17 protein-coding genes are annotated in these 20,373 nt (G+C 62.9%); 4 read left to right on the forward strand and 13 right to left on the reverse strand.

Going from position 1 to position 20,373, the window contains the following annotated elements; genetic code table 11:
* Positions 1-25: 25 nt before the first annotated feature.
* Both B0G81_RS11905 and B0G81_RS11910 read right to left on the reverse strand, forming a co-directional pair.
* The gene (locus B0G81_RS11905) at positions 26-1,270 is read right to left on the reverse strand and encodes a sarcosine oxidase subunit beta family protein (protein ID WP_106280856.1); all 1,245 of its coding nucleotides are present in this window, start codon (positions 1,268-1,270) and stop codon (positions 26-28) included.
* Between the two features lie 56 nt (positions 1,271-1,326).
* Entirely contained in the window at positions 1,327-2,721 is a 1,395-nt protein-coding gene (locus tag B0G81_RS11910; RefSeq protein ID WP_134135573.1) for an L-serine ammonia-lyase, read from the reverse strand.
* A gap of 305 nt (positions 2,722-3,026) precedes the next feature.
* Here B0G81_RS11910 and B0G81_RS11915 point away from each other — a divergent pair, with 305 nt between their 5' ends.
* A complete protein-coding gene (locus tag B0G81_RS11915; RefSeq protein WP_116121517.1) occupies positions 3,027-4,109 on the forward strand; it encodes a GlxA family transcriptional regulator in 1,083 nt (360 codons plus the stop codon).
* 99 nt (positions 4,110-4,208) lie between these two features.
* On the opposite strand, the gene B0G81_RS11920 is transcribed toward B0G81_RS11915, so the two are convergent.
* From B0G81_RS11920 to B0G81_RS11950, 7 genes are all read right to left on the reverse strand, one after another.
* Positions 4,209-5,144, reverse strand: a complete 936-nt coding sequence (locus B0G81_RS11920; RefSeq protein ID WP_134135575.1) for a choline ABC transporter substrate-binding protein — start codon at positions 5,142-5,144, stop codon at positions 4,209-4,211.
* A gap of 76 nt (positions 5,145-5,220) precedes the next feature.
* The gene (locus B0G81_RS11925) at positions 5,221-6,219 is read right to left on the reverse strand and encodes a GlxA family transcriptional regulator (RefSeq protein ID WP_134135578.1); all 999 of its coding nucleotides are present in this window, start codon (positions 6,217-6,219) and stop codon (positions 5,221-5,223) included.
* 7 nt (positions 6,220-6,226) lie between these two features.
* The gene (choW, locus tag B0G81_RS11930; RefSeq protein WP_106280865.1) at positions 6,227-7,129 is read right to left on the reverse strand and encodes a choline ABC transporter permease subunit; all 903 of its coding nucleotides are present in this window, start codon (positions 7,127-7,129) and stop codon (positions 6,227-6,229) included.
* A complete protein-coding gene (locus B0G81_RS11935) occupies positions 7,122-8,300 on the reverse strand; it encodes a glycine betaine/L-proline ABC transporter ATP-binding protein (protein ID WP_106280867.1) in 1,179 nt (392 codons plus the stop codon). Before B0G81_RS11935 ends, choW begins: the two co-directional genes overlap by 8 nt.
* A gap of 483 nt (positions 8,301-8,783) precedes the next feature.
* On the reverse strand, positions 8,784-9,914 hold the full coding sequence (locus B0G81_RS11940) for a VIT1/CCC1 transporter family protein (protein ID WP_134135582.1): 1,131 nt from the start codon (positions 9,912-9,914) through the stop codon (positions 8,784-8,786).
* Between the two features lie 130 nt (positions 9,915-10,044).
* Positions 10,045-11,340: an MFS transporter gene (locus B0G81_RS11945; RefSeq protein ID WP_134135586.1), complete on the reverse strand. Its 1,296-nt coding sequence runs from the start codon at positions 11,338-11,340 to the stop codon at positions 10,045-10,047.
* 98 nt (positions 11,341-11,438) lie between these two features.
* Entirely contained in the window at positions 11,439-12,569 is a 1,131-nt protein-coding gene (locus B0G81_RS11950) for a tartrate dehydrogenase (protein WP_134135590.1), read from the reverse strand.
* Between the two features lie 113 nt (positions 12,570-12,682).
* Here B0G81_RS11950 and B0G81_RS11955 point away from each other — a divergent pair, with 113 nt between their 5' ends.
* Positions 12,683-13,594, forward strand: a complete 912-nt coding sequence (locus B0G81_RS11955; protein ID WP_134135593.1) for a LysR family transcriptional regulator — start codon at positions 12,683-12,685, stop codon at positions 13,592-13,594.
* Positions 13,595-13,721: 127 nt separating this feature from the next.
* Here B0G81_RS11955 and B0G81_RS11960 read toward each other — a convergent pair whose 3' ends face one another.
* The 3 genes from B0G81_RS11960 to B0G81_RS11970 all read right to left on the reverse strand — a co-directional run bounded on the left by B0G81_RS11960 (position 13,722) and on the right by B0G81_RS11970 (position 16,765).
* Positions 13,722-14,036, reverse strand: a complete 315-nt coding sequence (locus B0G81_RS11960; RefSeq protein WP_106280876.1) for a hypothetical protein — start codon at positions 14,034-14,036, stop codon at positions 13,722-13,724.
* Positions 14,037-14,207: 171 nt separating this feature from the next.
* Positions 14,208-15,905 carry a long-chain fatty acid--CoA ligase gene (locus tag B0G81_RS11965; RefSeq protein WP_134135596.1) on the reverse strand — a complete coding sequence of 566 codons (1,698 nt, stop codon included), beginning with the start codon at positions 15,903-15,905 and terminating at the stop codon, positions 14,208-14,210.
* A gap of 86 nt (positions 15,906-15,991) precedes the next feature.
* Positions 15,992-16,765 (reverse strand): SDR family oxidoreductase, encoded by a 774-nt coding sequence (locus tag B0G81_RS11970; RefSeq protein WP_134135600.1) that lies wholly within the window; start codon positions 16,763-16,765, stop codon positions 15,992-15,994.
* A 267-nt stretch (positions 16,766-17,032) separates the two neighbouring features.
* On the opposite strand from B0G81_RS11970, the gene B0G81_RS11975 reads away from it, so the two are divergent.
* Both B0G81_RS11975 and B0G81_RS11980 read left to right on the forward strand, forming a co-directional pair.
* Positions 17,033-18,838: an acyl-CoA dehydrogenase gene (locus B0G81_RS11975; RefSeq protein ID WP_134135604.1), complete on the forward strand. Its 1,806-nt coding sequence runs from the start codon at positions 17,033-17,035 to the stop codon at positions 18,836-18,838.
* A gap of 305 nt (positions 18,839-19,143) precedes the next feature.
* Positions 19,144-19,506 carry a BON domain-containing protein gene (locus tag B0G81_RS11980; protein WP_106280925.1) on the forward strand — a complete coding sequence of 121 codons (363 nt, stop codon included), beginning with the start codon at positions 19,144-19,146 and terminating at the stop codon, positions 19,504-19,506.
* 146 nt (positions 19,507-19,652) lie between these two features.
* Here B0G81_RS11980 and B0G81_RS11985 read toward each other — a convergent pair whose 3' ends face one another.
* Complete coding sequence (locus B0G81_RS11985) at positions 19,653-20,222, reverse strand: XRE family transcriptional regulator (protein ID WP_134135607.1); 570 nt, start codon at positions 20,220-20,222, stop codon at positions 19,653-19,655.
* Positions 20,223-20,373 lie beyond the last annotated feature (151 nt).

Below are 20,373 nucleotides of genomic sequence, written 5' to 3' on the forward strand. Positions count from 1 at the left end.
TTTTTCCTCGTCGCAGTGCGTGGTGTTAGTGGGCAACAGCGGCGGCGCCGTGTTCGTCGATCAGGTGGCCGGTATAGAAACGCTCCAGCGAGAAAGCCGCGTTCAACGGATGCGGCTCATCCTTCGCAATGGTGTGCGCGTAGGCCCATCCGGAACCCGGCGTCGCCTTGAAACCGCCCGTGCCCCAGCCGCAGTTGAAGTACAGCCCTTTCACGTCGGTCTTGCTGATGATCGGGCACGCATCCGGCGATACGTCCACGATGCCGCCCCACTGGCGATTCATCCGCACTCGTGAGAACACCGGGAACATTTCGACAATGGCCTCGAGCGTGCCTTCGATAATCTGGAAACTGCCGCGCTGTCCAAAACCCGTGTACTGGTCCACGCCCGCGCCGATCACCAGATCGCCCTTGTCGGACTGGCTGATGTACGCGTGCACCGCGTTCGACATCACCACCGTGTTGACCACCGGCTTGATCGGCTCCGACACCAGCGCCTGCAACGGATGGCTCTCCAGCGGCAGCCGCACGCCGGCCATGTCGGCAAGCGTCGAGGTATTGCCCGCCGCCACGATCGCGACTTTCTTCGCCTTGATGAAACCCTTCGTGGTGTCCACGCCGGTCACCTGGCTGCCGTTGCGGCGAATGCCCGTGACCTGGCAGTTCTGCACGATATCGACGCCGGCCTGATCCGCGCCGCGCGCGAAGCCCCAGGCCACCGCATCGTGACGCGCCACGCCGCCGCGCCGCTGAATCGACGCGCCGAGCACCGGATAGCGGCTGTTCAGATTGATGGTCGGCTCGATTTCCTTGATCTGCGCAGGCGTCAGAAATTCGGCGTCCACGCCGTTCAGCCGGTTCGCATTCACGCGGCGCTCGGTGTCGCGCACGTCCTGCAACGTATGCGCAAGATTCATCACGCCGCGCTGGCTGAACATGACGTTGTAGTTCAGGTCCTGCGAGAGGCCTTCCCACAGCTTCATCGCTTTCTCATAGAGCGCAGCCGACTCGTCCCACAGATAGTTCGAGCGCACGATGGTCGTATTGCGCGCCGTATTGCCGCCGCCGATCCAGCCCTTCTCCAGCACGGCGACATTGCGCACACCGTGCTCCTTCGCCAGGTAATAAGCCGTGGCGAGACCGTGCCCGCCCCCGCCGACGATCACGACGTCGTATTCACGTTTGGGCTCGGGGCTCTTCCACTGTCGCTCCCAGTTCTCGTGATAGGACATCCCGTTGCGCAACAGACTGAATATCGAATAGCGGCTCATCGTGGGTCCTTGTTGGTGCTGTCTTTGCTGGTGTTTCGTGTTTGATAAAACGGGATTCAACACTCGATGACGTTCACGGCCAAGCCGCCGCGCGACGTCTCCTTGTACTTCGTCTTCATATCGGCGCCGGTTTCGCGCATCGTCTTGATCACGTTGTCGAGCGATACGTAATGCTGGCCGTCGCCCTTCATGGCCATGCGCGCGGCGTTCAACGCCTTGATCGCGCCCATTGCGTTGCGTTCTATGCACGGAATCTGCACGAGTCCGCCGACCGGATCGCAGGTCATGCCGAGGTTATGTTCCATGCCGATTTCGGCGGCGTTTTCGACTTGCGCCGGCGTGCCGCCCATCACGGCGGCGAGCGCCGCGGCGGCCATCGAGCAGGCCACGCCCACTTCGCCCTGGCAGCCGACTTCGGCGCCGGAGATCGACGCTGTTTCCTTGTAGATGATGCCGATCGCCGCGGCCGTCAGCAGGAAGTTGACGATGCCCTCGTCGTTCGACGCATGCATGAACTTCACGTAGTAGTGCAGCACCGCGGGAATCACACCGGCCGCGCCATTGGTCGGCGCGGTGACGACGCGCCCGCCCGCTGCGTTCTCTTCGTTGACGGCCATTGCGTAGAGGTTGACCCAGTCGAGCATGGAGAGCGGATCGCGCAGCGACTCTTCCGAGCGCGAACGCAACTGTCCGCACAGATCGGCGGCGCGGCGCTTCACGTGCATCGGACCGGGCAACTCGCCGCGCACCTTGCAGCCGCGCTCGACGCACGCGGACATGGTGCGCCAGATTGCCAGCAAGCCTTCGCGCACTTCCTGCTCGGGACGCGCCGCGCATTCGTTGCGCAACGTGATCTGCGCGATCGACAATCCGCTTTCACGGCAGACGTGCATCAGATCGTCGCCGGTACGAAACGGATACGGCACGTCCGCGCCGGCGCGCACGCCGTTCACGCGATCGCCTTCGCGATTCACCACGAAGCCGCCGCCGATCGAGTAATACTCCTTCTCCACCAGCAGTTGGCCGTTTTCGTCGAAAGCCTGAAAGCGCATGCCGTTCGGATGCACGATGCCCGAGCCCGGCGCGCCCGGCATCAGCTTGCGGAAAAAGCCCAGATGCTCGCGCTCGTCGAATTTGACGGGATGCTTGCCGAGCAGCACCAGTTGCCTGGACGCGCGGATCGCTTGCAGGCGCGGTTCGATCAGATCCGGGTCGATGGAGTCGGGCAGATTGCCTTCGAGTCCCAGCAGCACCGCCTTGTCCGTGCCGTGCCCCTTGCCGGTCGCGCCGAGCGAGCCGAACAGGTCGGCTTTCACGCTGCGCACGAAGTCGAGCAGATTGGCGTCTTCGATATGCGAGGCGAAGCGGCATGCAGCGATCATCGGCCCCACGGTGTGCGAGCTTGAAGGACCGATACCGATCTTGAACAGATCGAAGACGCTGACGTTCATGGCGTGCCTTGTGCGTTGCGATGCCTTGGGTGGATTGGCCTCTATTGCAGCGCAGGTCAAATTGAACCGATAGAATAAAAACGGCATCACAGTGGGATAGTGGCGTCAATGGACGCGCCGGCAAAGGTCCGCGGCGTATTTACGAAGACTTCTGACGCATTTGCGACATGCGCCCGGCTTGTGGCTAGCGATGCTGACGATGCCTGCGGCGCAGGCGCCGGTTGTGCCGCCGGTACGGCCGGGCGCGGCAGACGCCGTCCCCGGTGCTATGCTTGATCCAACCCTTTCGCTCGCTGGCTGCATGCATGAATTCCGCTGAACCACTTCCCCCTCGATCGATCGACGGCACCTCCAGGCAGCGCATCCGCTTCGGCATCATCCTGTTGCCGAACTTCACGCTGACGGCGTTTTCGGGTTTCGTCGACCTGCTGCGCCTGTCCGCGGACGAAGGCGATTTCAGCAAGCCCGTGCGCTGTTCGTGGAGCGTGATAGGGGAAACCCTTGCTCCGGTGCGCGCGAGTTGCGGCATCCAGATCACGCCGTGGGAGACGTTCGACAGCGCCGAGCCGTTCGATTACGTCGTGGTGGTCGGCGGCCTGCTGCATTCCGGACCCGCCGCGAACGACGCGACGCTCGCGTTCATCCGCCGCGCCGCCGCGACCGATGCGACGCTCGTCGGCATGTGCACGGGCGTGTTCTCGTTGATGCGCGCGGGCGTACTCGACGGTTACCGCATCTGCGTGAGCTGGTTTCACTACTGGGATTTCATCGAGCGCTTTCCGTCGGTGAACGAGGAAGCGCTGATCGCCGACCGGCTGTTCGTGATCGACCGACGGCGCATTACGTGTTCCGGCGGACGCGCGTCGATCGACGTGGCCGCCGCGATCCTGTTGCGTCATTTTGAAACCGCCACGGTGCAGAAGGCACTGCGTATTTTGCTCGTCGATGATATGCAGAAAGGCAACGCGCCGCAGCCGCATCCGCCGGGGCTCGCGCCGGCCACGCATCCCAAGGTCAAGCGCGCGATTCTGCTGATGGAGCAGCATGTCGGGCGCTCGCTGTCGCTCGATGAGCTTGCGGGGAAGCTCGATCTTTCGCCGCGTCAGTTGGAACGGCTTTTTAAAGCGGAAACCGGAAAGGCGCCGCAGGCCTACGCGAAGCAGGTGCGTTTGCGCACCGCCGCCTGGCTATTGACGAGTTCGGATAAGACGGTCGCGGATATTGCGTCGAGTTGCGGGTTTTCCGATGCTTCGCATCTGGGCCGCGAATTCCGCAAGCAATTCGGTTTGCCGCCGATGATGTATCGCGAGCAAAGAGGCACGGCGGCGGAGGCGGAGGATAGTGGGGATTTTGATGAGACGTTTCCGGGGCGGGCGCAGGCGATTTGAGCCGTAGTTTGCCAGGCACGCAGTTGGCATGCCGCGGCTTTCGCGTCGCATCGACGACAACGCGAAAGCCGCGCCATAAACCGAGCTAGTTCCGCAGTTTCACTTCCCCGCCACATACGCCTTCACAGCCGGCAACCCATCCTTCCCGTCATACGTCTTCACTCCCGCCAGCCACTTGTCCAGCACCGCTGGATTCGCCTTCAGCCATTCGCGCGCGGCCTTGTTCGGATCCGTCTTGTTCATGATCGGCAGCATTACGTGATTCTCGATATCGGTCGTGAATTGCAGATTCGACACCAGCTTCGCGACGTTCGGACAGCGCGTCGAATAATCACTCGGCGTGACCGTCAGCACTTTCGCTTCGCCATAGTTCGGCCCAAACACCGCATCGCCGCCGGACAGATAATCGATCTTCATCTGCACATTCATCGGATGCGGTTCCCAGCCGAGAAACACGATCGGTTTCTTGTCGCGAACCGCGCGGTTCACTTCCACCAGCATGCCCGCCTCGCTCGACTCCACCAGCTTGAACTTGCCGAGCCCATACTGATTGGTGTCGATCATCTTCTTGATCAACGCATTGCCGTCGTTGCCCGGCTCGATCCCGTAGATCTTGCCGTCGAGCTTGTCGTAGTTCTTCGCGATGTCGGCAAACGTCCTGATGCCGGACTGATACGCGTAATCGGGGACCGCCAGCGTGTATTTCGCGCCGGTCAGATTCGGCGTCGGCAACACGCTGAGCTGGCCGGACTTCCTGAACGGGTCGATCATCGGGTCCATGGTCGGCGACCAGTAGCCGAGAAACACGTCGATCTGCTTGTTCTTCACACCGGCGAACGTGATCGGCACCGAGGCGATCGTCTTGGTCGGCTTGTAGCCGAGCCCTTCGAGCACGGTCGCCGCCAGCCCGGTGGTCGCCGCGATATCGGTCCAGCCGACGTCGGCAAATCGCACGTCGCGGCAAGTGGCAGGTTCCGCGGCCAGCACAGACGACACAGACAGCGCGCACAACGACGCAGCCCACAAACGTTTCATGGCGTTCCCTTAGAGTGATTGATATTCGACTGGATTGGATGAAGCGGATTGTTTTACGCCAATCATGACTCGGGTGCTAAGCGGACAAACGCCGCTCGACGCTCGGCGCGTGCCCGAACTGCGCGCGATACGCCTTGCTGAAATGACACGCCGAATGAAAGCCGCACACGCTCGTCACGCGCGCAATCGACGCATCCGTATTGCGCAGCAACTCACGCGCGCGCCGCAACCGCAGCGTCAGGTAATAGTGCGTGGGCGACACGCTCAGGAACATCTTGAACATGCGCTGCAAATGCCGCTGCGACAGATGCACGAGCCGCGCGAGTTCATCGAGCGATAACGGCTCCTCGATATTCGCTTCCATCAGCCGCACCACCTCGACAAGTTCCGCGCGCGAAAACCCGACTCGTGCGTCGACGGGAATATGCTGATAGTCGGTCGAGCCGCGAATCCGCTCGACGATGAACTGCTCGGACACCTGCGCGGCCACCGCCTGACCCAGCCGCATGCCCACCAGTTTCAGCATCAGGTCGAGCGGCGCGGTGCCGCCGGTGCACGTCATGCGATCGCGGTCGATCACGAACAGTTCGTCGGCGAATCGCACGTGCGGATAGCTCTTGTGCAACGGCGACATGTCTTCCCAGTGCACGGTGCAGCGATAGCCGTCGAGCAGGCCCGCGGCCAGCAACGCATACGGTCCCGTGCAAATGCCGCCGAGCGGTATGCCCTTTTCCGCGACGTCGCGCAGCAGCGCGATCACCGTGTCGTCCACGTAATCGCGCACATGCCAGCCGGCGCAGACGATCAGCACATCCGGCATGCCGGCTTCGGCGAGCGTCGTGGTGGGCTTCACGGTGATGCCGTTGCTCGCTCGCGCCGGCTCGCCGTCCGGCGTGATCACCGACCACCGGTAGTGCTGCGCGCGGCCCACGTAGTTGGCCATGCGCAGCACCTCGACCGCGCTGGTGAACGCGATCATCGAAAAGTTCGGCAGCGTCAGAAAGCCGACGTGCGCGAGGCCGGACAGCGGCGAATTGGCCTCGGGCTCGACAGGCGTGAGCGCGTCGCGCTTCATAGGCGGCTCAGCCGTGTTGCGCGGCCGGCTCGCGGCGCACTTTCATGACGCTACGCAGGCCCGACAGCAGCGGCGCGCGCGCCGTGCCCGGCGAACGGCCGAAGCTTTCCGTGATGCGGTCCAGAATGATCGCGAGCATCACCACCGAGAGTCCGCTTTCAAAGCCGAGCCCGATGTCGAGCCGCTGAATACTGGCCAGCACGTCGTTGCCGAGACCGCCCGCGCCCACCATCGACGCGATGATCACCATGGAGAGCGCCATCATGATGGTCTGGTTGACGCCGGTCATGATGGACGGCAGCGCATTCGGAAACTGCACCTTGTAGAGCAGTTGCAACGGCGTGCAGCCGAACGCCTGCCCCGCTTCGACGATCTCGCGGTTCACATGCTTGATGCCGAGCGACGTGAGACGCACCGCCGGCGGCATGGCGAAAATCACCGTGGAGAGGATCCCCGGCACGCGGCCGAGGCCGAACAGCATCGCGGCCGGAATCAGGTAGACGAAGGCCGGCATGGTCTGCATCAGGTCGAGCACGGGCCGCACGATCATCTCGACGGTGCGGCTCTTGGCGGTCCAGATGCCGAGCGGCACGCCGAGCAGCAGACTGATCAAGGTGGACGACAAAGTCAGGCCGAGCGTGATCACCATCTGATCCCAGAACCCGGTGCCGTAGATCAGCAGCATGGCGAGCAGCGTGAACAGCGCGAAACGCCAGCCCACCCGCCACAGGCCAATGCCGACGAAAAACGCCATCAGCGCCCACATCGGCACTGCTTGCAAGCCGTGTTCGATCACCGCGGCAAAGCTCTCGATCACCTTGCCGATCGAATCGAAAGTTTTTGCGTCGTGGTCGAGCAGGTAGTGAACGCCGTGATCGACCCAGGCGCCAAGTGGAATGACTTCAGACATGGGAACTCCGATGGCGCGTGAGAACGTTCAGCACGTTCGTCTTGTTGACCGAACCACAGTAAGAACCGTCGGCTTCGACAACCGGCAGCGGCGCGCGGCTCGCCACCACGAGTTCGACCACATCGTCGAGCGGAGTGGTGCGGCGGATGCATTCGATCTGGTTGAGCTGCGGCGAGGCGCTGCCCATCGCATCGCGGCATACGAAGCCGCGAATCTTGCGTTCGCTGTCCAGCACGAACGCGTAGTCGGCGCTGCCGTTGAGCGTGGCGGCCACGCTCGACGCGTCGATCTGCGGCGAGTGCTGCATGAGCGGCACGGCGTCGGTCTGCATCAGATCGCCGGCGGTCAGATAGCGGCTGGTGTCGATGCCTTCGAAGAAGGCGCGCACGTAATCGTCGGCGGGATTGGTGATGATCTGCTGCGGCGTGCCGACTTGCACTACGCGCCCGCCTTCCATGATCGCGATGCGTGTGCCGATGCGCATCGCCTCTTCCAGATCGTGCGACACGAACAGGATGGTGCGTTGCTGTTCGCGTTGCAGATCGAGCAGCACGTTCTGCATTTCCTTGCGCTTGAGCGGATCGAGCGCGGAGAACGCCTCGTCCATGATCATCAGCGACGGATTGACCGCCAGCGCCCGCGCGAGACCCACGCGCTGCTGCATGCCGCCGGAGAGTTGCGCGGGCAGCTTCTGCGCGAACGGCGCGAGGCCGACCTGTTCGAGCACGGTCATCGCGCGCTTTTCGCGCTCCTTGCGGCCCACGCCCGCCACTTCGAGCCCGAACGCCGCGTTGGACAGCACGGTGCGCTGCGGCATCAGCGCGAAGGACTGGAACACCATGCTCATGTCCTTGCGGCGCAGCGCCGTCAGCTCGGAGCGCGGCACGCTGGCCACGTCGCGGCCGTCGATCAGCACCTTGCCGGCCGTCGGCTCGACGAGGCGATTGATCAGGCGGATCAGCGTCGACTTGCCTGAGCCGGACAGGCCCATCAGCACGAAGATCTCGCCTTCCTTGACTTCGAAAGATACGTTGTGGACGCCGACAATCTGACCGGTGCGCGCGAACACTTCCTCTTTCGTCGCGCCGCCTGCCAGCATGCCGATCGCCTGTTTCGGGTTGGTGCCGAACACCTTGCACAACCCTTCGACCACGACCTTGGGGGAATTCATTGAATACTCTCCTATGTCGACCGGAGTTAGGGCTTTAGCGCTTACTTCGGTCCCATGCAACGCTGTCGACCGGAGTTAGCGCTTTAGCACGACGACAGCTAAAAGCGCTTACTTCGGCCCCATGCAAGATGGTTTCTGCGGTGACAAATGCCCGTCCGCGCTGTGCATACATAGTTGCCAGAAAAAAGTATCGCTAGCCGACTATTTGCGACAACCACATGTGTAAATACGACACCCGCTTTTTGGGCACGCTGGCCAGCGTGGTGCGGAACCTTGTGGGGCAAGGGTTTGGAGGGTGTCGAGGGGCGCTTCGACGCGTGTCGCGTTAGAGCAAGTGGAGGCGATGCGACGCAGATAAACGCTGCCCGTGGAGGTCTGCAGGCCCTGATGCCGCAACGCAGCAAGCGCACGCACCGCAAACCTGGGCCCAAAAAACCGTTGTTCCTGCCATCCAACGGCGAGTTGCGCTCGCCAGCGTAGCGCTCACGACACCGACACCCCCAGCAATCGCCCCACCCCAAACGTGAAAGCCGCCGCGATCAGCCCGATCACGACCTGCCGGAACGCGGAGAACCCCGCACTGCGTCCGTTGAACAGCGACGTGAACACGCCGATCGACGCGAGCGCCAGCATGCTCAGCAGTACGCACTGCACGACCGCGTTATACCCCTGCGTCCACAGAAACGGCACCACCGGAAAAATCGCGCCCACGGAGAACAGGCAGAACGACACGCCCGCCGCCGACCATGGATTGCCGCCCAACTCCGCCGGATCGAGTCCGAGTTCTTCGCGAGTCAGCGTGTCGAGCGCCTTGCCTTTGTCGCGCATCATTTGCGAGGCGACCCGTTTGGCCTCGCCCGCGTCGAGACCTTTGGCGCGATAGATCAGCGCAAGTTCGTGCTCTTCGGCTTCCGGCGATTCTTCGAGCTCCTGCGCCTCTTTCGCGATCTGCGTGCTGGCCAGCTCGCGCGCATTGGTCACCGAGAGCCATTCGCCGAGCGCCATCGAACACGCGCCGGCGATGAGCCCCGCCAGTCCCGTCAACAGAATCGCCTTGTTGCCGGTTCCCGCGCCGGCCACGCCCATGATCAGGCAGAAGTTCGAAACGAGGCCGTCGTTGGCGCCGAGCACGGCGGCGCGCAAGTCGTTGCCCGCTCCCGCGCCCTTGTGCCACGACTCGGCCGCGGTAATTCGCGCGCCCGGCGACAGGCTCGCATCGCCGCCGCCATGAGCCAGCGCCTGCACCATCGCGGCGTGATGATGTTCGTCGGCCGACATGCGGCCCGCGTCCGGCTGCCCCTGGTATTTGTTGCGGTCGGCGTATTCCGCGGCCGCCAGCGTGGGCAGCACGAAGCCCGCGCCGAACATGCGGACCAGACCTTTCATCAAACGTGTTTTGACGGCCTGGCCGGTGCCCTTCGGATCGAGCCCGTTGGCCCTTAGCTTGTCGGCCCAGACTTGCGCATGATCGCGTTCGGATCTCGCGAGGTCGCTGTAGACCTGCTTGCGTGTGCCGTCTTTCTCGACTTTCGCGAGCGTTTCGTACAGCGCGGCGCTGTGCAGCTCATCGGAGAGATTGGCTTTGTATCGTTTGACTTCGCGTCTGGATGCCATGGTGCTGTGCCCGCCTATCGAGTCCACAGCATCGAAGCGTAATCGATTCAGATACGCAAAAGGTCAAAGCCCTAAAGCGCGTCGTGAGCGAGAACCACTACGCTTCTCATCACCATTCGAGCGGGCTGGATCATTGCGCCGCGTGCGCGGCCCGATACCCGCGCCGACCGACCGCCAACGTGAGCAGGGCCGAAACCGCGAGACTCGCCGCCACCACGTAAAGCCCGGCGGCATACCCGCCCGTCACGCTTTTGAGCCAGCCGATCGCGAACGGTCCGACGAAGCCGCCCAGATTGCCGATCGAATTGATCATGGCGATGCCGGCAGCGGCCCCCGCGCCCGAGAGAAACGTGCTCGGCATTGCCCACAGCGGCGCCTTTGCCGCGCTGATGCCGACGTTGACCACGACCAGCGCCAGCACGACGCCCACCGCCGTATCCGCGAGGCCGGCCCAGCCGAGCCCGATGGCGGCCGCCACGCAAGGAATCACCACGTGCCAGGTGCGCTCGCCGCGGCGGTCCGAATGACGCGCCCACACCACCATGCCGAGCACCGCCAGCACGCTCGGAATCGCATTCAATGCGCCTGTGCCGAGCGCGCTGAAGCCGAACTGGCGAATGATGAGCGGCGCCCACAAGCCGAGCGTGTAGAGTCCCGCGGAGGTGCCGAAATAGATCATCGACATGATCCATACGCGCGAATCGCGCAGTGCGGCGAGCGCCCCGGCGGCATGGCCCGCCTGCGATTCGCGTCCCATCCGTTCTTCGCGCAAGGTGGCGATGAGCCACGCTTTTTCATCGGCGGCAAGCCATTTGGCTTTGTCGGGGGAATCGGTGAGCGCTTTCAATACCACGAAGCCGAGCAGCACGGCGGGAATCGCTTCGATGATGAAAAGCCACTGCCAGTCCTTCAGGCCGAACAACGCGGGCATCTGCATGATCGCGCCGGAAATCGGCGAGCCGATGGCCGTCGAGAGCGGCGCGGCCGCCATGAACGCGGCGGCGGCGACGGCGCGCTGGCGGGTGGGAAACCACTGGCTCAGATAAAGGATGATGCCGGGGAAAAATCCGGCTTCGGCCACGCCGAGCAGAAAACGCAGCGTATAGAACGAAGTCGGCCCCGCCACGAATGCCGAGGCCGCCGATACCAGCCCCCACGTCACCATGACGCGTGCGATCCAGATGCGCGCGCCGACCTTGTTGAGGATGAGATTCGACGGCACCTCGAACAGAAAATAGCCGAGGAAGAAAATGCCGCCGCCGAGCCCGAACATGGTCGGCGTGAGGCCGAGATCCTTGTTCATGGTGATGGCCGCAAAGCCGACGTTCACCCGGTCGAGAAAGCTGACAAAGTAAAGCAGCATCACAAAAGGCAGGATGCGCCAGGTCAGCTTGCGCACCACTCGGGCCTGCAGTTCATTGTTCATACCTGTCTCCACTCAATCTCTGCGCGATGCAGTGAGATCGCCCGTGACGGGTTCGTCCGGGCGTTATCGTTTTGTGCGACTTTTTGCGCGTGGCGGCTTCAGGCGGCCTTGACGCTCGCTGCCGGTTCGATCGGTGCAGCGGTAGACGCATTGATCGGCGACTGCGCCTCCAGGATCGCGCACACGGCATCGGTCACCTGCACGGTCGTGGCCGTGCCGCCCAGGTCGCCCGTATGCAGCGACGGGTCCGCCGTGACGCGCTCGATTGCCGCCATCAATTGCCGCGCGGCAGCGTGCTCGCCGAGATGCTCCAGCATCATCACCACCGACCAGAAGGTGCCGACCGGATTCGCGAGGCCCTTGCCCATGATGTCGAATGCGGAACCGTGAATCGGCTCGAACATGGACGGATAGCGGCGCTCGGGGTCGAGATTCGCGGTCGGCGCGATGCCGAGGCTGCCGGCCAGCGCCGCGGCCAGATCGCTGAGAATATCCGCGTGCAGGTTGGTGGCGACGATCGTGTCGAGCGTGGCCGGCCGGTTGACCATGCGCGCGGTGGCGGCGTCGACCAGTTCCTTGTCCCAGCGCACGTCCGGAAACTCCTTCGAGACCTGCACGGCGATCTCGTCCCACATGACCATGGCATGACGTTGCGCGTTGCTCTTGGTGATCACCGTCAACAGCTTGCGGGGCCGCGATTGCGCGAGCCGGAACGCGAAACGCAGAATGCGTTCGACGCCCGCGCGGGTCATCATCGAGACATCGGTGGCGACTTCGATCGGGTGGCCCTGATGCGCGCGCCCGCCCACGCCGGCATATTCGCCTTCCGAGTTCTCACGCACGATCACCCAGTCGAGGTCCTTCGGCCCGCAGCGCTTCAACGGCGCGTCGATGCCGGGCAGGATGCGCGTGGGGCGCACGTTCGCGTACTGATCGAAGCCCTGGCAGATTTTCAGGCGCAAACCCCACAGCGTCACGTGATCGGGAATATCCGGGTCGCCCGCCGAGCCGAACAGAATTGCGTCCTTGTGACGAATCGCATCGAGACCGTCGGCCGGCATCATCACGCCATGCTCGCGGTAGTAGTCGCCGCCCCAGTCGAAATTCTCGAAGTCGAAACCGAAGGCGTCGCTGCGCGCGGCGATGGCTTCCAGAACGCGCCGGCCGGCCGGTACGACTTCCTTGCCGATGCCGTCGCCGGGAATGGTTGCGATGCGGTAGGTCTTCATTGGGCGTCTCCATGATGTTGAAAGCATGGGATGCATCGTAGAACGGCCACTGCCTGGAAAAACGCTGCTAGACTCAAAGCATCCTTAACTTCAGGTTAACAATAGGCCGCTTCATGACCTCGTCGATCCAGCCGGATGATCTCGCCTTCTTCTCCACGCTCGCCGCAAGCGGCAGTCTCACGGCGGCCGCGCGGGAACTCGGACTGAGCACGGCGGCCGTGAGCAAGCATCTGGCGCAAATGGAATCCCGGGCGGCCGTCTCGCTCGTCAACCGCACGACGCGGCGCATGAGCCTCACGCCGGAGGGCGAGCTGTATCTGACGCGCGCGCGGCGCATTCTGAGCGAGATGGACGACCTCGCGCAGTTGCTCGGCGGCTCGCAAGCGGCGCCGAAAGGCCTGCTGCGCGTGAATGCGACGCTCGGTTTCGGACGCAGCCACGTGGCGCCGCTGATCTCGCGGTTCGTGCGGCGCTTTCCAGACGTGGATGTGCAGTTGCAGCTTTCGGTCGATCCGCCGCCGCTCAGCGACGATGCCTTCGACGTATGCGTGCGTTTCGGCGAGCCGCCGGATACCCGCGTGATCGCGCGCCGGGTCGCGTCGAACCGGCGGCTGCTGTGCGCCTCGCCGCGCTATCTTGCCGAGCGGCGGGCGCCGCGCGGTCCGGCGGAGTTGGCGCAGCACAATTGCATCGGCATTCGCCAGGGCGGCGACGCTTACGGCGTCTGGCGTCTGACCAGCGGACGCGGCGCCACGGAAAAGACCGAAACGGTCCGTGTGCGCGGCAACCTGACCACCAACGACGGCGAAATCGCGGTGAAGTGGGCGCTGGACGGCCAAGGCATTCTGATGCGCGCCGAATGGGATATTGCGGAGTATCTCGCCGATGGCCGGCTCGTCCAGGTCTTGCCCGACTATCGCACCCCCGGTGCGGATATCTATGCAGTGTACCCGCAGCAGTTACAGATGACGGCGCGGGTCAAGGCGTTCGTCGACATGCTGGTCGAAACGCTCGGCGCGCGCTGAGTGGGTCTTAAGTGGGTAATTGAGTAGAGGCGGCTGAAGCGGGCTGAGTCGCGTCGCCTGGCTCGCGCACGCGATCCTTACCGGCAGCCGCGCGACGTTCAGTCTCGCCGCGCGGCTGCCTGGGCGATTACTGGCTCGCGCCTGTTCCGACGCCGGCCTTCTTCTGCGCCTTCTGCAGTTTGTCCGGATAGTTCGGGTCGTTCTGAGCCGGCTGATAGCCAGCGTCTTCGAGCTTCTTCAACTCTGCATTCTTCTTGGCGCGGGCTTGCTTGCGCGCCTCTTTACGCTCCGCTTTGGTGGGTTTTGCACTGCTCGCCGCGGCGGGCGCGGCCGACATGGCAGCGTCGCTGGCGCCTTGAGCCGCGGCGAGCGGAATGGTGCCGGCGACCATGGCGGTGACGGCGAGGCCGAGCATGATCTGTTTAATGGCGAAGCTCTTCATCTTCAATTCCCCTCTCTCAAGTTGGCAAAAGCATTCAAGCGCATCCAGGCTTGTCTGTGAGTCTTCTGGGCACCACCGCGAGCCGTGCACGACACTCAGTCCCGACTCGCGCTCAAAGCTTACAGGCAAACCGTCAAAAGAGTCATTTCAGCGCCGCGAGCGACTGTTGCATCAAGCAGACGAGTCTCGCGAGCCAGCCACGTGCGCCGCATCCTCTTCCTGCAATTTGCGCCACAAGATCTTGCCGCTGCCCGACTTCGGCAGCGACGCCACGAACTCGACGATGCGCGGGGCCTTATATGCGGCCATCTGCTCATGCGCCCAGTCGATGATCTCCTGCGCAGTAATTGTGCCCGCATGCGCCGCGTCGGGCACCACCAGCGCCTTCACGGTCTCGCCTCGCTTCTCGTCCTTCACGCCGATCACGCAGACTTCGTGAATCGCCGGATGCCGGTACATCAGCGCCTCGACTTCGGCCGGCCACACCTTATAACCGGACGCGTTGATCATACGTTTGAGACGGTCGGTCATGAAGAAATAACCGTCTTCGTCGATATGGCCGAGATCGCCGGTGCGCAGAAACCGCTTGCCGTCGAGTTCGATGAACACTTCCGCCGTCGCCTTCGGATTGCCCCAGTAGCCCTGCATGACTTGCGGCGCATGAGTGACGATCTCGCCGGTCTCGCCTTGCGGCAGTTCCTCCAGCGAGACCGGATCGATCACGCGTGAGTCCACATCGAACACGGGAATGCCCAGGCACTGCGGCTTCGGACGATGCGGCGGATTGATGTGCGTGCCGGCGATCGTCTCCGTCATGCCGTAGCCTTCGACATAGTCGAGTCCGGTCAGCGCCTTCAGCTTGCGGGCGATCGCGTCCGGCATTGCCGCGCCGCCGCCGCGCGTGCCGGTGAGACTCGACAGATCGTATTCGTCGAGCTTCGGGTTCGAGAGGAAATCGACCATCATCGTCGAGATGGATTGCCACGCGGTGACGCGATATTTCTGCATGCATAGCGCGGCGGCCTCTCGATCCCAGCGCGGCAACAGCACGATGGTCGTGCCGGAAAAGACCGCGCTGTTCATGCCGCCTTGCATGCCGGTCACGTGAAACAGCGGCAGGACCGATAGATAAACGCCGTCCGGCGGCGACGAGAACCAGACGCAGCCGCCGAGCGCCGTGCTCATCACGCTGCGGTGCGTGTGCATGCAGCCTTTGGGCTTGCCGGTGGTGCCCGACGTGTAAGGCATGACGCACAGATCGTCGGGACCGGTCGTGAGCGGCCCCGGCTCGATATGTCGATCGATCACTTCTTGCCATGAGGTGACGCCGGAAAGATCGAATGTCTTGCGCGGCGCGGCGATGAATTCAGGCACGGGAATCGGCGAGGTTTTCTTCAGATAATCGCTATACGTCGCGACGATTGCGTGCTCGATGCCCTTTCCAGGTCCGCTGCCGATCAGCGGCTCGACGTTCGCGAACAGGCATTGCGGCGCGATGATCGTGGTCGCGCCGCTGTCCTCGACGTAGTGCGCCAGTTCCGCGGTCATGTTCATCGGATTGACCGGCACCACCACCGCGTTCGCCCGCAGGATGCCGTAGTAAGCGATGATCCATTGCGGACTGTTTTGCATGTACAGCAGCACGCGGTCGCCGGCCTTGACGTGACACGCCTGTTGCAGAAAACCCGCGATCCGTTCGGCTTCGTCCTTGAATTCGGCGAACGTGATCGGCGTGTCGTAGAAGATGATGAACGGCTTGTGGGGATAGCGCGCCGCCGAGACTTCGGCGTTATAGAAGAGATTGGTCTCGGGCAGCGTCAAGTGCAGTGGCAATTGCGGCGGCCAATGCGGGTAATGGCGTTGGTTCATCAGCGTCTCCAGCTTTTTACCGTCGGTGCGCGTCGGCTTGCTGCCGCGCGCTTCGTTCACATCGCCGCGTTGGACCAGCGCCGTGCTCAGACGATGATCGCCCCGCCGTCCACCGCGAACTCCTGGCCGGTGACGTGGCGCGACGCTTCGCTCGCGAGAAACACGATCGGACCTTTGAGATCTTTTTCGCCGCCCAGACGCTGCAATGGCGTATGCGAGACGATCGTTTCTCCGAGTTTATCGAGCAAACCCATCGTCATCTTCGAAGGAAAAAAGCCCGGGCAGATTGCGTTGACGTTGATGTTGTACTTGCCCCACTCCGCGGCGAGCGCCCGCGTGAAATTGATCGCGGCCGCCTTGGACGTGTTGTACGCAATCGTGTTCATGCCCGGCGGCGAACCCTTCAGGCCCGCCACCGAAGCGATATTGACGATCTTGCCGGCGCGCCGCGGGATCATGCTGCGCTTGCCGACTTCGCGAGCGAGAAAGAACGGCGCGTTGACGTTCAGGTTCATGACCTTGTGCCACGCTTCGTCGGGATAGTCTTCGGCGGGTGCGCCCCATGTCGCGCCCGCGTTGTTGACGAGAATATCGATGCGGCCGTGCAGGCCCAGCACTTCATCCACGAGACCGGGGATGCCTTCGAAGCGCTGCAGATCATTGACCACCGTTTGCACTTCGATACCGAGTTGTTGCAGATGCGTTTTCGCTTCGGCAAGTTCGTCGGCCTTGCGCGCGGTGATGGCGACGCGGCAGCCCATTTCGCCGAGCGCCTCGGCCATTTGCAGACCGAGGCCGCGCGAGCCGCCGGTAATGAGTGCAACCTTGCCGTCCAGTTGAAACAGGTCCTTTACAGACATTGTGTCGCTCCTCCAGAATTGTTCTGCCATGCAGATCGGCATGCCGTGTTTTGCGCCCATCATACGTGCCGAAATTCGGCCTGTAAATAAAAGCACGGTCATTCACTTTAGAGGTAGACTGGCACGCATCACCGCGTGGCGAAGCATCGGGAATTACCCGAATAGCGTGCTTTTCAGCCGCGCCGAGCCGACATGTTCGTGGACGTTTTTATGCTTGCGTTGCGTCATTGTTGCGCATAGCGGCTTACTTTTCGCAGGTCTTCTCTCATGCAAGATGCGCTGATCATCAACTCACGCGATCTCGAGTTTCAGTTGTTCGAAGTGCTCGAAGCGCAGACGCTCACACGCCGCCCGCGTCACGCCGATCACAGCCGCGAGACCTTCGACGCCGCGCTCGATACCGCGCATACGGTCGCCGTGGAAAAGTTCGCGACGCACAACCGTCTCTCGGACGAACACGAGCCGCAGTTCGACGGTCAACGCGTCACCCTGCCCGCCGAGGTGAAGGACGCGCTCGACGCCATGCGCGCCACCGGCTTTCTCGCCGCGGGCAAGGACTACGAATGGGGCGGCATGCAGTTGCCGTCGGTGATTTCGTTTGCGTGCCTATCGCTCTTCAAGAGTGCGAACATTGCGACCGCGTCGTACGCCATGCTGACCACGGCGAATGCGAACGTGATCGAACGTTTCGGCAGCGAAACGCAAAAGCGCAAGTATCTGCAAGCGCTCTTCGAAGGACGCGCGTTCGGCACCATGGCATTGACGGAGCCGCAAGCAGGTTCGAGCCTCTCCGATCTCGTCACGAGCGCCACGCCCAATGCGGACGGCACCTATTCGATTCGCGGCAACAAGATTTTCATTTCAGGCGGCGACCACGAGTTGAGCGAGAACATCGTGCATCTGGTGCTGGCGCGCATTCCCGGCGGGCCGCCGGGCGTCAAGGGCATTTCGCTCTTCACCGTGCCGAAGTTCCATGTCAACGAAGACGGCAGCCTCGGCGCGCGCAACGACGTCGCCCTCGCGGGACTGATTCACAAGATGGGCTGGCGCGGCACGACGTCGACCATGCTCTCGTTCGGCGAGCACGGCGAGTGCATCGGTGAACTGGTGGGCGAGCCGCATCACGGCCTCGCCTACATGTTCCATATGATGAACGAGGCGCGCATCGGCGTCGGTCTCGGCGCGGTCATGCTGGGCTACCGCGGCTATCTCGCGTCGCTCGATTACGCGCGCGAACGGCCGCAAGGACGCCGCCCCGACAACAAGAATCCTCTCGACCCGCAATTGCCGCTGATCGAACACGCCGACGTGCGCCGCATGCTGCTCGCACAAAAAGCCTATGTGGAAGGCGCGTATGCGTTGTGCCTGTACGCGGCGCGTCTCGTCGACGAACAGAACACCGGTGAGAGCGACACCGCGCGCGCCGAAGCGGGCCTGCTGCTCGATCTGCTCACGCCGGTGGTGAAATCGTGGCCGTCCCAATGGTGTCTCGAAGCGAATAGTCTCGCCATCCAGATTCACGGCGGCTACGGCTACACGCGTGAATATCCGGTCGAGCAGTTCTATCGCGACAACCGGCTGAACATGATTCACGAAGGCACGCACGGCATTCAGGCCATCGATCTGCTCGGCCGCAAGGTAACGATGAAACAGGGCGCGGCGCTCAACCAACTGGCCCGCGAAATCCAGCAGACGATTGACACGTCGCGCGAACACCCGGCATTGCATGCGCATGCCGATGCGCTCGGCGACGCATGGACCGATCTGACCGCCACCGTCGAGGCGTTGCTGCCCACGCTGAGCCATGAAAGCGAACGCGCGCTCGCCAATGCGAATGCGTTTCTGGAAGCCTTCGGTCATATCGTGATTGCGTGGACATGGTTGCGTCAGGCCATCGTGGCAAGCGCCGCGCTACCTGCTTCGCATAGCGAAGCAGACGCGGACTTCTATCGCGGCAAGCTGCATGCGTGTCAGTGGTTCTTCCGCTGGGAACTGCCGCGCGTCGCGTTGATGCTTGCCACGTTGCGCACCCTTGACGACACCACGCTCAGCATGGCGCCGCAATGGTTCTAGGCGTCGCCGCATGGGCGCGCATTGACGCGCCCTGACAAAATCGGCGACCCGATATATGGAACATCGTCGTCACGCATGCGCAACGCAAGCCGTCGCCATGATTGCCGGAATGGCCGCCAAGGCGGCGCTCCGGGCAGTTTTTCCAGCATGAGCGCTTCGGCTGGAGTATTGTTTAAGCGCGCCGGGAGCGTCGCGGCATCACTCTTCTACAAGACAGGGTGCTCCTCGTGAGCGAAAACGGCTCGCAAGCGCGTGGTTTTTTGCATGCAACGAAGCGACATCAACTTTTCGAGGATGGAGAAAACGTGAAAACAGTCAATCTTTTGAAGGCGCTCGGCATCGCATTGTGTTTGGCAACGACGGCCAGTGCCTATGCGCAGGCGAGCGACGCCATGGCGGCGTCCGGCGACATGGCGGCGCCCAGTGCCAAAACGGTCAAGAAGACGGACCGCGCGCTGGGTCTGCAAGTGCGCAAGGCTCTAGCGAAGGCGCAGGGTTTTGACGTGTCGAACGTGTTCGTCCGGGCCCGCGGCGGCGCGGTGACGCTCACCGGCTCAGTGCCCGACGGCGCGCAGATTCCGCAGGCAGAGGAAGTGGCGAAAGGTGTGGCCGGCGTGAAGTCGGTGAGCAACAAGCTGACGATCGGCACCCAAGGCGGCGGAGGTTAAGCCCGCTTTCACCCGATGAGCTGCCGGTGACCACAGGCAACGCCGCCCGTCGCTCCATGCGAGCTTGAGGCGTTGCCTGTGGTCCTGGTATCTGAAACGTTGATGAAGCACTCATTAAGCGCTCATTGAAACCCAGGTGGATGCGCCTAGCGTCGAACGAGGCCGACCACGTAACGGCACACGTCTACTCCCGCGTTGAAGAACTCGCATTCGAGCGGCGCGCCGAGTTGCAGACAATCCCCCGCTTCCAGCCGATAGACCTGCTGGCCTTCCCGGAAGGTCAATACCCCGAGCGTCACCCAGATCTGCTGATGCTGGAACACGAACGCGTCCGGCGGGTAAGGCACTTTCACGCCCGGCGGCAACTCGATCTCCAGTAATTCCAGCACGCCGCCCGTGGGCGGCGAGATGCGCCGGCGCGTGTAGCCGGTTTCCGGGTCTTGCCACACCGCTTGCTGCGCATGCCGCACGAGCCGTTCGCCAGTCTGCTCGGCGAGCGCCAGCAAAGTCGACAAGGTCAGGCCAAATGCGCCTGACAGACGCCCGAGCACCGTCGCCGTGGGACTCGCCTCGCCTCGTTCGATCTTGCTGATCATCGCCTTCGACACCCCCGAGCGCTCCGCCAGTTCGCTCAGCGACCAGTTGCGCGCCTCGCGCTCGGTCTTCACGCGCAAGGAGATCGCCTGGGTCAGATCGATGGCAGCGGATTCGGACATGGAAAGATGGACGCGTTGGAGAGTGGGAAATTGGCACCGCAAATTATATCGAGGCGATAAGCGCGTCGACGCTGATGTCCGCGCTCGCCTCGCCGCTTATTAAAGGCCGAAAGCAATGTCTTGCATAGTGATTTTTTGTCCACTATATTAA

Origin of the sequence: Paraburkholderia sp. BL6665CI2N2 (assembly GCF_004366535.1) — a bacterium.
Classification (GTDB): domain Bacteria; phylum Pseudomonadota; class Gammaproteobacteria; order Burkholderiales; family Burkholderiaceae; genus Paraburkholderia.

Bases quoted from the DNA above. Each gene is read 5' to 3' on its own strand.
- B0G81_RS11970 (WP_134135600.1), bottom strand. From the start codon at position 16,765: ATGTCTGTAAAGGACCTGTTTCAACTGGACGGCAAGGTTGCACTCATT.
- B0G81_RS11915 (WP_116121517.1), top strand. From the start codon at position 3,027: ATGAATTCCGCTGAACCACTTCCCCCTCGATCGATCGACGGCACCTCC.
- B0G81_RS11985 (WP_134135607.1), bottom strand. From the start codon at position 20,222: ATGTCCGAATCCGCTGCCATCGATCTGACCCAGGCGATCTCCTTGCGC.
- B0G81_RS11935 (WP_106280867.1), bottom strand. From the start codon at position 8,300: ATGAATTCCCCCAAGGTCGTGGTCGAAGGGTTGTGCAAGGTGTTCGGC.
- B0G81_RS11975 (WP_134135604.1), top strand. From the start codon at position 17,033: ATGCAAGATGCGCTGATCATCAACTCACGCGATCTCGAGTTTCAGTTG.
- B0G81_RS11925 (WP_134135578.1), bottom strand. From the start codon at position 6,219: ATGAAGCGCGACGCGCTCACGCCTGTCGAGCCCGAGGCCAATTCGCCG.
- B0G81_RS11945 (WP_134135586.1), bottom strand. From the start codon at position 11,340: ATGAACAATGAACTGCAGGCCCGAGTGGTGCGCAAGCTGACCTGGCGC.
- B0G81_RS11940 (WP_134135582.1), bottom strand. From the start codon at position 9,914: ATGGCATCCAGACGCGAAGTCAAACGATACAAAGCCAATCTCTCCGAT.
- B0G81_RS11905 (WP_106280856.1), bottom strand. From the start codon at position 1,270: ATGAGCCGCTATTCGATATTCAGTCTGTTGCGCAACGGGATGTCCTAT.
- B0G81_RS11955 (WP_134135593.1), top strand. From the start codon at position 12,683: ATGACCTCGTCGATCCAGCCGGATGATCTCGCCTTCTTCTCCACGCTC.
- B0G81_RS11920 (WP_134135575.1), bottom strand. From the start codon at position 5,144: ATGAAACGTTTGTGGGCTGCGTCGTTGTGCGCGCTGTCTGTGTCGTCT.
- B0G81_RS11960 (WP_106280876.1), bottom strand. From the start codon at position 14,036: ATGAAGAGCTTCGCCATTAAACAGATCATGCTCGGCCTCGCCGTCACC.
- B0G81_RS11910 (WP_134135573.1), bottom strand. From the start codon at position 2,721: ATGAACGTCAGCGTCTTCGATCTGTTCAAGATCGGTATCGGTCCTTCA.
- B0G81_RS11950 (WP_134135590.1), bottom strand. From the start codon at position 12,569: ATGAAGACCTACCGCATCGCAACCATTCCCGGCGACGGCATCGGCAAG.
- B0G81_RS11965 (WP_134135596.1), bottom strand. From the start codon at position 15,905: ATGAACCAACGCCATTACCCGCATTGGCCGCCGCAATTGCCACTGCAC.
- choW (WP_106280865.1), bottom strand. From the start codon at position 7,129: ATGTCTGAAGTCATTCCACTTGGCGCCTGGGTCGATCACGGCGTTCAC.